This window comes from Flavobacterium sp. KKT103 (assembly GCF_055640565.1).
Window position 1 is genome coordinate 3,529,993 of sequence record NZ_CM145766.1, and the last position, 14,571, is coordinate 3,544,563.

Genomic DNA, 14,571 nt, shown 5'->3' on the forward strand with positions numbered 1-14,571 from the left:
CTTTATTCGAATTCAATTAACAATTGTCCTTTATCTACAGCGTCTCCTTTGCTAGCAGCAATCGATTTGATTACACCATCGCGAGGCGAAAGAAAACTATTTTCCATTTTCATCGCTTCTAGAATTAATAAAGGATCATTTTCTTTTACAGTTTGACCTACTTCTACATTAATTTCTAGAATTAAACCTGGCATGGGCGCTTTGATTGCATTGACTTGTTTAGTAAGGCCTACCTCAAAACCTAAGTCTTTGATAAGTTGGTCTAAATCATTGGCAATAGCAACAGTATAGGTGTTGTTATTTACCTTGACCGTGTAGTATTTTTGATTGAAATCAGCTGAAACAATTTCGGCTTTGTAAGGTTTATTTTGATGCAGAATGTGCAAATGGTTTGCCTCTGTTGGAACTGCATCTAATTTTAAAATTGATTCCTTGTTGATATCGAAGGAAAGCGACTCGTTTACTTTTACTTTATAGTTATCACTCATTAGTGTAATTTTTATAAATGTAAAAATAGGGAAAAGAAAACGTTTTCGTAAACTAAAAACCAAAGTTTTATGCTAATTTACTATAGTTACTTTGAAATTATTTTAAAGGACTAATAATCCAAATTCTCTCAAAGTATGAATAGGCTTTGCGTACCAAAACAGTTCAAAATCTTCAAATTGAGTCTCAAAATCAGTTTTTAGTTCCTGAAAAGTATAGGTTTTAGCCGAAGAAACAGCCATTTTAGATAACATACTTACCAACCACTCGCCTTCTAGTTTATTAGTTTGAATGGTAAAACTTTCTTTTTTGTCATGAAAGGTAAGCGATACCATTTCCCAAGAATTTCCTTTTTTAGATTTGGTAAAATAGTCTACTGCAGGCTTTCCGCCTAACCAAACGATTTTAGCTGTAGGCTTGATATTAAAATCATTAGCTTCCTCAAGCGCGTTAACAATGAAATCATCCTTGATTGTAGTTCTCGGAATTCTAAAATCAAACCACTCCTGCAAATCAAAATCAAAGCAGATGCCGTGCATAAAATTAAACAAAGCTTTTTTGAGCCCGAAACTAAATTTGTCGTGATCGATACCTGTTTTATCTTTGTAATTGATATCATTATTGGCGAAGGTTCCAACAGCTTCGGTTTCTTTGACAACACCAAATTTCTCCGGATACAAACCTACGGGACTGTGCGCCGTCATGGCAAACTGATGCCAAAAACCTGATTGTAATACGCCAGCTTCAAATAACTGTCGTACCATTTCGAGACTATCCACCGTTTCCTGAACGGTTTGCGTAGGATAACCATACATTAAATATGCGTGAACCATTACACCAGCCTCCGTAAAATTACGCGTGACTTTAGCTACCTGCTCCACCGTAACGCCTTTATCGATTAATTTCAACAATCGATCTGAGGCTACTTCGAGTCCCCCAGAAACAGCAATACAACCAGAAGCCTTTAATAGTAGGCACAAATCAGCAGTGAAACTTTTTTCAAATCGAATGTTCGTCCACCAAGTAACTGATAATTTTCTGCGAAGAATTTCCAATGCCAAAGCGCGCATTAAAGCAGGCGGTGCCGCTTCATCAACAAAATGGAAACCATTTTCACCAGTTTGCTCCATCATTTCTTCCATTCGATCACAAAGCAAATTAGCTGCCACAGGTTCGTAGATTTTAATATAGTCTAACGAAATATCACAAAACGTACATTTCCCCCAATAACAACCATGTGCCATGGTGAGCTTGTTCCAGCGACCATCAGACCACATGCGGTGCATTGGATTTACGATTTCGATAACCGAAATGTATTTATCTAACACTAAATCCGAATAATCAGGAGTACCAACTTGGGCTTGTTTGTAATCTGGTTTTAGAGAATTATTTTTGTAAACTACTTTTCCCTCTTCCAGAAGAAAAGTTCTTTTATACTGCTTCTCAATTGCGTTCGAACTGACAGCATTTATAAGTTCTTCGATTGGCGCTTCTCCGTCGTCTAACGTGATATAGTCAAAAAACTCAAAAACTCGCGCATCCGATAAGGAACGTAATTCGGTATTAGGGAAACCGCCACCCATGGACACTTTAATTTCGGGATGATTGCGTTTCACCCATTGTGCTGCTCTAAAAGCACTATATAAATTACCCGGAAACGGAACTGAAATCAAGAATATGGTAGGTTTTACAGTTTCAATTCTTTCTTTTAGAATCGAAAGTAAAACAGAGTCGATATAGGTTGGTTCCTGATGTAGCGCTTCATACAATTCATCAAAAGAATTAGCGGATCTACCAAGACGTTCCGCATATCGGCTAAAGCCAAAGTTAGGATCCACACATTCGACAATAAAATCAGAGATATCCTCCAGATACAACGTCGCCAAATGCTTCCCTTTATCTTGAGTTCCCATGGTTCCAAAAGCCCAATCTAATTCTTCCAACTGTGCAAAACGAGAGGCTTCAGGCAAGTAATCTTCTTGACATATTTGTAGCGCCAATGTGGGGTTTTTGCCTTGTAAAAAAGCAATGACTGGATCAATAGTTTTGATATACTCCTCTTGAAGTGCCATAATTCGCTTGGAATTAGGTGAGACTTCCCTAGTATCCTTAGCAATTTGAAACAAATCTATAAGCCCTTCTTTCGAAAACAATTTCAAAATCACCTCAATACCTAAATCCGCTTGAACTGATTCCACATCAATGGTATTCAAAAACCCTTTGATGTATGCCGTAGCTGGATACGGTGTATTCAGTTGTGTGAAAGGCGGTGTAATTAAGAAGAGTTTTGTTTTCAAGAGGGAATTGTTTTGTGCAAAAATAAGGGATATTTGCTAAAGTTCAACATAAGTATTTTCGCAATACATCTCTTTAAATTAATCTCCAACAAAAGAAAAAACAAGGGCTAAACTACCCTTTTGTTTCCTAAATATCATTTTTTTATTAAATGTAAAATTCAGACAAAAACGAAATAATTTACGTTAAAGATTGTATAATTTTTTTTACATTTGTTTCCTAAATTTTTACTGTGAAGCTTAAAACTCTACTCCTTTTTATACTATTACAACAGTCAGTTGCTGTTATGTCACAAGATACACAAAGCAATTCTAGTAATAGCAACTTATTGGAAGACAGTAATGGCCATTTAATTCAAAGTAAAGCCGAACAAATTGAGTTTTTAAAAATTCGTGAGGAGCTACGTAAAAAAGAAAATCAGTTTTTAAAAAGCGCTAAATTAAATTCAAAAACAACAGCTACTCAAAAAGCGGTTGAAATATGTACAAATGGTGGTTTCGAGCAATTAGAAACTGTAAGCGGCAGCAGCTACATCAAGAATTTTTTATATACCATTGGTGATCCTGCAGGACCAACCCAATGTCGTAGTATTTCGAATACTGCCGATACTCCAATCAATAGCTACAACCCTAATGATACCAATTTGATGGCAACGGGAGTTTCATCGAATCATATTGATAACTATGCAGGAAATATTAACTCTTTTGATCAATATGCTTTAAAAATAAATCATGAAAGTTCTTCCACCTACGGTTCTATTGTTCAAGGTAAAAGATTCAAAACTAACAATGAAAATTACCTGAAATTCAATTACAAGGCTGTACTACAAAGTGTTTATGATAATAGCCATGCCGATAATCAAGCTTTCGTAAAAGCGCGGATTATTAATAAAAACGGAGTCGTTGTAAATGAATTTTGTTTAGTAGGAGATGAAAAAAATTGCATTTTTACAAGAGTACCTTCACAAAGTTCAAATTATGTTACTTTATACACCGCTAATTGGCAATCTGGCTTTTTAGATATTTCATCAATACCTAATAACGAAGAATTTACTGTTGAATTTATGGCATCCCGATGTGGATTAGGAGGGCATTTTGGCTACATGTATATAGATGATATTTGCTTATTACATTCCGAGGAAAATTTTCAAGGTTCAGTTGAATTGGAACCATTGAACAAAGTTTGCCCCACTTTACCTGTTGCTGTATGCGGGACCTACACGATTCCTAATTCAGGTGGAATTGCTGCTACGGTCAAAAAAATAACGTTAACGGTTTATGACAGTACCAATGCGGTTGTTTACAGTACGTCAACCACTTCAAGTTTAGATCCCATTAATAAAAAGTTTTGTTTCTCATTAGATACAGCTGCTTTTCCAAACAGTACAAGCGCAAATTATAATGTTGGTGTAAAAGTAGATTATGAAATTGCTGGAAATTCGTGTGGCGGGACTACAGTTAATTCTGCCTCAGATACTGATGCAAATCCAGGTTGGGATATCTCTTTTTTAAACTGTGACGCTAGTTGTGCCATTAATTTGACTACTGCAAAAATCACACAATGCGATACCAATCGTGACGGAACTGAAAATTTTGATCTGTCTAAATTTAGTACACTAGTAGTTGCATCTTCAACTGGTTTAAATTTTAGTTATTACTCTAATTACAATGATGCACAAGCAAACTTAAACGCTATTGCAAATTTTACAAATTATCCAAGTTCAAGCACAACCATTTATGTTAGGGTAGGCAAAAACAGCAGCTGTTATAAAATAATTGCTGTAGGCCTGGAGGTAAGAAACCCTACAGCCAACATAAAAGGTATATTAAATGTCTGTTCTGGGAGTACTAAATTAACTGCTTCTTCTGGAAATTCTTACTTATGGAATAATGGAGAAACAACTCAAACTATAACAGTGACTGCTACCGGAAATTATTCAGTAGTCGTTACTGATTCTTTTGGATGTAGTAGCGAGGCTACAGCGACAATCGAACCGAGTCAAACTGCTCCTTTACCTGTTTTAGAAATAACCCAACCCTCTTGTTTTAGTATCACAGGAAGCATAAAAGTAGTTTCGCCAGCATCAGAATATAGTTTTGACAATGGAGTAACTTGGGGTACAAATGACACTAAAGCTGATTTATCTCCTGGTACTTATTTAGTGATGATAAAAACTGTTAATGGTTGCACCTCGTACTCCCAAAAAGTATTAATTTCAGGAGCCTCTAATTTATTTCCCAATTACAACTATACTAATCCACAGTATTGCGGAGATGTCGGTAGCATAACAATTACCAACTCATCTGCTTTTTTCAGTATTGATGATGGAGCCACCTGGGTTACTTATTCCACATTTAACAACTTAACTTCTGGCAATTATAAAATTCGAATCAAAGATGCACAAGGCTGTATTTCTGCAGCTAACAATGTACTAATTAGTAGTAACAGCCTAGTAAATCCAACTTACGAAGTAACTCCGCCGGCATGTGGTGAACTGGGAAGTATACTTATTACGACCGTTTCTGATTTTTATACCTTTGATGGTGGGGTAACATGGGTGACCAATAACCAATCAAATAATTTAAAAGCAGGTAACTACTCTTTAGGCATCAAAAATGCATTGGGTTGTACTTCATATTTCAGTTATGTATATTTAAATGATTACGAATATCTATACCCTAAATATAGTGCAGAACAACCAATTTGTGGAAGTGATGGAAACATCACAATTACTACTATTTCTGATTTTTACAGTTTTGACAATGGAGTTACTTGGACAACCAATAACACCGCAAATCTACCAGATGGAACCTATCCAATAAAAACAAAAAATAGTGCGGGCTGCATTAGCGCTGCAAATTATATTACCTTGTACAAGCCCTATTTAAATTCACCAATAATTAGCAGTATTCAGCCAACCTGCGGTACCAATGGAAAAATAACAATTAACACTTTATCTGATTTTTATAGCTTTGACAATGGAGTTACTTGGACAACTTTAAATTCTAAATCATTAGCAGCTGGATATTACACTATTATTGTAAAAAACAGCCTTGGCTGCACTTCTTATCCTACTACTATCTATCTTTATAATCCAAAAATAGCAGCTCCTACCTACACTCTTATACAGCCTACATGTACTACCGCAGGAAGTATTACAATAAATACGATCGCAGATTTTTATAGTTTTGATGGTGGTAATACTTGGGGAACCACTTCATCTATTTCCAATCTCACTTCTTTCAAATACTATAATATTGCATTGAAAAATAATTTAGGATGCATATCTGATTATGTGGGTGTCTCAATAAATACTCCTAATTTTCCGGATCCAGATTATACCGTAACGAATCCAAGTTGTGGAAAAATTGGTAATATAACATTTAATTCCACAGCAGATTTCTACAGTATCGATTATGGTAATACGTGGAGTACAAATCCTATATTCAATAATTTAAGTAGCGGAAATTACTATTTACTTGTCAAAAAATTAAACTGTGAATCTCAAATAGCAAGCGTTTATTTAAGTACTGATAATTTAGCACTACCAAAGTACACCCTAGTACAACCTTCATGTGGTACAAAAGGTAGTTTAACAATAACAACTCCTGCTGCATTATACAGTATAAATGGCCAAGTTTGGACGGCAAATCCCGTTTTTAGCGACCTTTCTGATGGCTATTATTACCCGCAGATAAAAAATACTCAAGGATGTACTTCTAGCTATATTGGTGTTCGACTTGACCAATTTTATTTGCCACTACCTACTTATACCACTACTCAAGCCACCTGCGGAAATGGGGGAAGTATCACAATTACCACTTCAGCAGCCGAATACAGTATTGATGCCGGTATCACTTGGAGCACTAATCCAACTTTTAATAATCTTAATCCTGGTTACTATCGAATAGCTATTAAAAACAGTACTGGATGTACCTCTAATCCTTATAATTTGACCACTTTCATAGATGTGTTCTATTTACCAAACCCCGATTTTACAATTGTTCAACCAACTTGCGGAACAAATGGTAGTATCACAATTGCAACAGTAGCTAGTTCCTATAGTTTTGATAATGGGACTACATGGTCAACAAACCCAAAGCTTTCAGGACTAACATCAGGTTATTACAATATAATTATAAAAAATGCATTAGGTTGCGTATCAGCTGTTATCCCATTACAAATTAATACATATTATTTGACTAGTCCAAAAGTAACCGTCGTTCAACCATCTTGTGGAAATGGTGGAAGTATTACAATTAACACAGCTGCTGATACTTATAGTTTTGATGGTGGAAAAACGTGGACCACTAATCCTATACTACTAAATCCTACAGCAGCAACTTATACAGTTTTGATTAAAAATGTATTTGGATGTCAATCACGATCACAAATGTATCAGATAGATAAATTCTTCTTACCTACACCTAACACAGTAGTCATACAGCCTACATGCAGCGATCCTTTGGGAACAATAATAGTAAGTAGTTTAGCCGATCAATATAGTTTTGATAACGGATTAACTTGGACTACTAATCCTGTGAAAAAAAATGTAGCAGTTGGCTATCAAAATATATTGATCAAAAATAATTTAGGTTGCGTCTCCAATAGCAGATCTGTTTATATTTATAATCCTCCCTATATTCCAGCCGCTCCCCTTGTTACTGTTGTTCAGCCCTCATCATGTGCTGCTACTGACGGTAGCATTACGATAACAACAAAAGGTATTAATTATAGCTTTAACAATGGAAATAGTTGGACGACAAACCCAAAAAAAATAAATATTGGAGAAGGTACCTATATTATTAAAATCCAAATCGATGCATATAGTTGCGAATCGGCAACTACTATTGTAAATTTAAGTTCCGGAACTACAATTGCCGCTCCTACATTTACTGAAGTACAACCCAATTGCAACACATCGAAAGGTGCTATTACAATCACGACAAATGCAGCAACTTACAGTTATGATAATGGTTTAACTTATGTTTATTCGAATACAAAAACAGATCTATCCCCCGGAATCTATTTTGTAAAAATTAAAAGTGCATCAGGCTGTATTTCCGAAGCTGCTAAAGTGACTATTTCACTACCTACAGCACTTCCAGCACCTACTTATAAGGTGGTGCAGCCGGACTGTAACGTTTTTACTGGTTCGATAGTAATTGAAACAGTAGCTGATCAATATAGCTTCGATGATGGATTAACATTTGGAACAGCTAACACGAAAACTAATTTATCTGCAGGGACTTATAATTTAAAGATTAAATACAATTCGGCCTGCATTTCTCTTAGCGCTCCTGTAACTATAAAAACAGCTCCAACAATTCCGTTAGCTCCACAAGTAATCGTAAAAGATCCCTCCGGTTGCGACACAGCTAAAGGAATAATAGCAATTTCAACTGTTGCAGAATTATATAGCTTTGATGACGGAGTAACTTGGGGCAGTAGCAATTCGGCTAGTTTACTACCTGGGAATTACGCAATCCGAATAAAATCAATCAATGGTTGCGCTTCTAATCCATACAATGCAAATATTAATGAACCACCAAACGCACCGCAACCACCAACCTTAAATAGTACCCAACCTGTAAGTTGTAGCAATCCTTTTGGAACAATCTCGATTTCAAGTACGGCTGCAAAATACAGTTTTGATAATGGCGTCACTTATTCAACCAACCCATTTTCAGGAAATCTTGCTCCTGGAACTTATTTGGTACGCGTAAAAAACAGTAATGACTGTGCTTCTACCGCAGTGTCAATAAAAATTGAAGCACCTACCGATTACCCTAAAAATCCTGATTTTACTACTACCCAACCTGATTGTAATAATCTTAAGGGAGCTATTACAATTACTGATGTAGCTTCAGCGTACAGCTTCGATAATGGAATAACTTGGACAACAAACCCCACAAAAACAAACCTCGCGCCAGGGGATTATTTGATAAAAGTAAAAAGTAGCATTGGTTGTACTTCCAATAGTAGTACCGCTAAGATAATTCCATTTACAAATTTTACTCCAAAGCCTATTGCAGCTGCTCGTGAATCCTTTTGTATTCAGCAAAACGCTACAATTAATAACATCATCATTACGGGACAAAATATCAAATGGTATGATGCAGTTACAGCTGGAACAGTTTTAACAAATGCTACTCCATTACAAAATGGAATTACTTACTACGCTTCTCAAACTATTGATGGTTGTGAAAGCGAAAGAGCCCCAGTAACAATTCAGATTCAAAATACGGCTGCACCAACTGGCAATACAAATCAAACTTTCTGTAGCAGTCAAAACCCAACTTTGTCTAATTTAACAGTTACAGGAACTACTATAAAATGGTACGATGCTGCAGCTAATGGAACTTTACTATCTAGCACTACCTTGTTGCAAAATGGCAGTACGTATTATGCCACTCAAACTGAAAACGGTTGTGAGAGTATCAATCGTTTGGCAGTACAAATAACACTAATCACAACGCTACCAGCTACTAATTATGAGGAAATACTGTGCGATGATTTGAATGATTCTAAAGAAATTGTAAATCTTAGTTCGTACAATACCAATTTAATTACATCAACCGCGGGCTATTCCTTTTCTTATTATTCCACTTTGGCTGGAGCCGAAAATGAACTAGCAAATAGCAAAATAGTGAATCCTACTACCTACAAAATATTCCTGGGAACCACTACTATTTATGTTCGAATCAACTCTCCTACCGTTTGTTATGCTGTAGCAGTTTTAAAACTAACGGTGGTTGCTAAACCAATTATTACAATCGCTGACACTGTCCCAATTTGCGCGAACACCTCCATAACCATCAATGCTGGAGCGGGTTACGATTCCTACCTATGGTCCACGGGAGAAACAACACCATCAATAGTTGTTACAAATCCTGCAAACTTATCGGTTACGGTCACTAAAAATTACGGAACAATTAATTGCTCTAGCACCAAAGATTTCGTAGTTAAAAAATCAACTATAGCAACAATTACTTCCATCGAAACTAAGGACTGGACCGATAACAGCAATATGATTACGGTTTACACAACGGGTACAGGTGATTTTGAATATACAATCGATGGCGATAATTATCAAAATAGTAACCAATTTACTAATTTGCTAAGTGGTGCCTACACGGTGCAAGTTCGAGATAAAAATGGTTGTGGTACAGTTGCAGATGAAGTTTACTTATTGATGTATCCAAAGTTTTTTACACCAAATGGCGACAACTTTAATGATACGTGGAGTATTCGCTTTTCTGAAAATGAACCGCAACTATCTGTAAAAATATTTGATCGCTATGGTAAATTAATAGCCTCTTTGAAGCAAAACGAAAGTTGGAACGGAACTTACAATGGCCAATTAGTACCCTCAACCGATTATTGGTTTGTTGTAACGAGAGCTGACGGAAAAGAATACAAAGGCCATTTTAGTTTGAAACGATAGACTATGATCATTATGAAAAAATATTTTTTCTTTTTATGCTTACTTTTTATCAGTTCGGTATTTTCTCAATCGACAAACCAATCTATTGGTTTTATGGAAAATAAAGGACAGATTATTGACCAAAAAGGAAAATCAAACCTTGCGGTAAAGTTCCTTTTGAATTCGAATGGTTTAAACGTACAATTAAGAAAAAACGGCTTCTCCTATGATATTTATGAAGTAAAAAAAACACCTTCGGTACCTTTTCAAACTTTAAATCGAATTCCTGAAAAAGAAAAAAAAGAAACTGAAGGCACTATCGAACGTGTTTTTCATCGGGTTGATATCGATTTTGTGAATTCAAATTCTAATGTTGTATTTATTAAAGAACAAGAATCAAAAGATTTTGATAACTATTACAATATCCCTAACATTCCCGAAGGAGTACTAGGAGTTCACAGCTTCAAACAATTAACATACAAAAACATTTATCCCAATATTGACGTCGTTTTCACTATCCCAGCAGATGCTACAAAAACAGTCGAATACAATTTCGTAGTGCATCCAAAAGGAAAAATATCCGACATTCAGCTCCAATTTAATGGTGCCAAAACAGAAATAATTGATAATAAAATCCGAATGAATGTTCGTTTTGGTGCGATGGATGAAACCTTACCATCGAGTTGGACAGAAGATAAAACAGGCAAAAAAGACATTGCTATCAGTTACAAAAAAATAAAAAATAATATTTATGGTTTTGAATCAAACAATAATTTCTCCAATAAAACAGTAATTATTGATCCTATTCCAATACGGTTATGGGGAACTTATTATGGAGGTGGTACTTCAAGTTTAAATAAAAAAATAAAAACCGATACCTTCGAAAATGTTATTATTTCGGGTGAAACATCAAGTGCAGATTATATAGCTACTACAGGAGCGTTTCAAAGTAGCATAGCCTCAATTTGGGATTCCTCTTTTCTTGCTAAATTTACACCTGATGGTGTTAGACTATGGGGAACATATGTAAATAGTGCTAGAATATTTGACTTAGCAATTAATACAACTAATGAAATATATCTTGGAGGATCTGTTTTTTATACCAATGGAGACAACCTTGCCACAGCTGGTACTCATAAAACGACAAACCCTAATTTTTCAACAGACGGCATATTACTTAAATTTAATTCAAATGGTCAACGCCTTTGGGGAACATTTTTTGGGGGAATATCCAACGATATCATTAATACGATAAGTATTGACAACCAACAAAATGCAGTGATTGCGGGAGAAACAAATAGTACTGAGGAGATCGCAACTTCAGGAGCATATCAGTCTGCAAACAATGATGCATTTCGTGGTTGTGGTTTTTTTGCTACTTTCTCTCCATTGGGAATTAGAGTTTCTGGAAGCTACTTTCCAGCTAAAGTAAATTACTCCGCGATTGATAGTGCTAATAATCTAATTATTGCAGGTCAATACCAAATTCTGGATTCTAATCAACCTGACATTTCAAGTCCTGGAGCACATCAAACACAAATTAATTTCATGGATGGATATGTTGCAAAATTTAATGCCACTAGACAACGAATATGGTGTACGTATTACGGTGGTAATGCTTCCTTTGGCATTTCTGTAAATGATTATTATGATCGAATAACCGGTCTAGGTGTAGATGCTATTGATAACATTTACATTTCTGGAATAACCAATAGTACTAATAACATTTCGACTATAGGATCATTTAAAGAAAACCAATCCGTAGGAGGTGTAGATACTTTTATTGCAAAATTTACTTCTCAAGGCGTTAGAGAATGGGGAACTTATTACGGCTCTGACGAGTTTCAAGGTATTGATAATGGAGTCACAAGTACCGTTGCAAAAAACGGAGATATTTTTGTTGCTGGCGATACTCGAAGTCAAACAAAAATAGCAACTGTAGGTAGTTTTCAATCAGCAAATAACGGCTCTGATGAAGGATTCATTGCTAAATTTGACACTTTCGGGAACCAAACTTGGGGAACGTACTACGGAGGCTCTTATCAAGATTATATAAAAAGCATACATTTTGCCGATGGAAAAATATATGTTATTGGAGTAACAACAGGAAGCATTAACCTTGGGACTTCAGGCACTCAGAATCCAACTTTGACTGCAGGCAACACTTTTATTGCTAAATTCCAAGATTGCCTTTCAAATCCTATCGCATCGAGTAACTCCCCTATTTGCATTGGCGAAACATTAGAACTAAAAGCTTCCGGTGGAACAATTTATGCTTGGACAGGTCCAAATAGTTTTACTTCATCAGATCAAAACCCAATAATAACAAATACCTCAATTGCCAATAGCGGCGATTACTACTGCACCATTACGGGTACGGGCGGATGCGATGATACTAAAAAGGTAAAGGTTGTTATAGGAGACATTGAAGCACCCATTCCTAATCTTGCGACTCTTCCAGTAATTAATGGGGATTGTAACACTGTGATAACAATAATACCAACTGCTACAGATAAGTGTGCCGGTTCTATTACGGCAACTACATCAAGCCCACTTTCATATAGTGTAGCCGGAACATATACTGTAATATGGAATTATAATGATGGTAACGGAAATAGTAGCTCACAAAATCAGTCTGTTATAATCACTGCTAAAGCAAAACCCACAGCAACTGCCCTGCAATCCTTTTGCATTCAGGAAAATGCAACAATTAATAACATCATCATTGCGGGTCAAAATATCAAATGGTATGATACAGTTACAGCTGGAATTGTTTTAACAAATGCTACTCCATTACAAAATGGAATTACTTACTACGCTTCTCAAACTATTGATGGCTGTGAAAGCGAAAGAGTTCCTGTTTCAATTTCAATTAAAAACACGGCTGCTCCAACTGGTAATACAAATCAAACTTTCTGTAGTAGTCAAAATCCTACTCTAGCAAACGTTACTGCGACGGGATCTACAATAAAATGGTACGATGCTGCTGCTAATGGAACTTTACTATCTAACACTACCTTGCTGCAAAATGGCAGTACGTATTATGCCACACAAACTGAAAACGGTTGCGAAAGTGTAAATCGTTTGGCGGTACAAGCAGTACTAATCACAACTTTACCAGCTAAAAATCATGATGAAATGTTATGTGATGATTTAAACGATTCTAAAGAAATCGTAGATCTTAGTTCTTATAATACCAATTTAATTACATCAACATCAGGCTATTCCTTCTCCTATTATTCTACTTTGAATGGAGCCGAAAATGAACTAGCCAATAGCAAAATAGTGAATCCTACCACCTACAAAATACTCCTAGGAACCACTACTATTTATGTTCGAATTAATTCTGCTACCGCTTGTTATGCTATAGCTGTTTTAAAACTAACGGTAGTTGCTAAACCAATTATTACAATCGCTGACACTGTCCCAATTTGCGCGAACACCTCCATAACCATCCATGCTGGTTCAGGTTACGATTCCTACCTATGGTCTACGGGAGAAACAACACCATCAATAGTTGTTACAAATCCTGCAAACTTATCGGTTACGGTCACTAAAAATTACGGAACAATTAATTGCTCTAGCACTAAAGATTTCATCGTAAAAAAATCGTCAATTGCCACCGTCACCTCTATCGAAACTAAAGACTGGACCGATAACAGCAACATGATTACGGTTTATGCAACGGGTACAGGTGATTTTGAATATACAATCGATGGCGAGAACTATCAAAGTAGCAACCAATTTACTAATTTGCTAAGTGGTGCCTACACGGTGCAGGTTCGAGATAAAAATGGTTGTGGAACTACTACAAATACTGTTTTTTTATTGATGTATCCAAAGTTTTTCACACCTAACGGCGACAACTTTAATGATACGTGGAGTATTCGCTTTTCTGAAAATGAACCGCAACTATCTGTAAAAATACTCGACCGCTATGGCAAATTAATAGCCTCTTTGAAGCAAAACGAAAGTTGGAACGGAACTTACAATGGCCAATTAGTACCCTCAACCGATTATTGGTTTGTTGTAACGAGAGCTGACGGAAAAGAATACAAAGGCCATTTTAGTATGAAACGATAGACTATGATCATTACGAAAAAGTAATTTCCTTATTATACAACCACTATTTATCACTTTGGTAGCAGAAGAATTATAAAAGTCTAAGTTAAATCTTCTAAGCACAAAAAATAGGAGCTTATAGCAACTGATTTTCTTAAGATAATTGTCATTCCAAAATTAGATTTTTGCCGAGCAGAATGGTAATTAAATGATCAATGGTTCTTAAATACTATTCTTAAAAGCGATAAACAGTTTGGAATTAGGGGAGATCTCTTCTAGTTGGTAAGCTACTAGGAATATTA

At 35.8% G+C, this 14,571-nt stretch carries 4 protein-coding genes; 2 read left to right on the forward strand and 2 right to left on the reverse strand.

Features of this window, described 5'->3' with window-relative positions; genetic code table 11:
* Positions 1-2: 2 nt before the first annotated feature.
* Together ACZ2G0_RS15135 and ACZ2G0_RS15140 are read right to left on the reverse strand one after the other, a co-directional pair.
* Complete coding sequence (locus tag ACZ2G0_RS15135; RefSeq protein WP_470308342.1) at positions 3-488, reverse strand: acyl-CoA carboxylase biotin carboxyl carrier protein subunit; 486 nt, start codon at positions 486-488, stop codon at positions 3-5.
* A 102-nt stretch (positions 489-590) separates the two neighbouring features.
* Entirely contained in the window at positions 591-2,783 is a 2,193-nt protein-coding gene (locus ACZ2G0_RS15140; protein ID WP_470308343.1) for a B12-binding domain-containing radical SAM protein, read from the reverse strand.
* A 284-nt stretch (positions 2,784-3,067) separates the two neighbouring features.
* Here ACZ2G0_RS15140 and ACZ2G0_RS15145 point away from each other — a divergent pair, with 284 nt between their 5' ends.
* The gene (locus ACZ2G0_RS15145; protein ID WP_470308344.1) at positions 3,068-10,228 is read left to right on the forward strand and encodes a T9SS type B sorting domain-containing protein; all 7,161 of its coding nucleotides are present in this window, start codon (positions 3,068-3,070) and stop codon (positions 10,226-10,228) included.
* Between the two features lie 12 nt (positions 10,229-10,240).
* Positions 10,241-14,290, forward strand: a complete 4,050-nt coding sequence (locus ACZ2G0_RS15150; protein ID WP_470308345.1) for a DUF7948 domain-containing protein — start codon at positions 10,241-10,243, stop codon at positions 14,288-14,290.
* Positions 14,291-14,571: the final 281 nt, after the last annotated feature.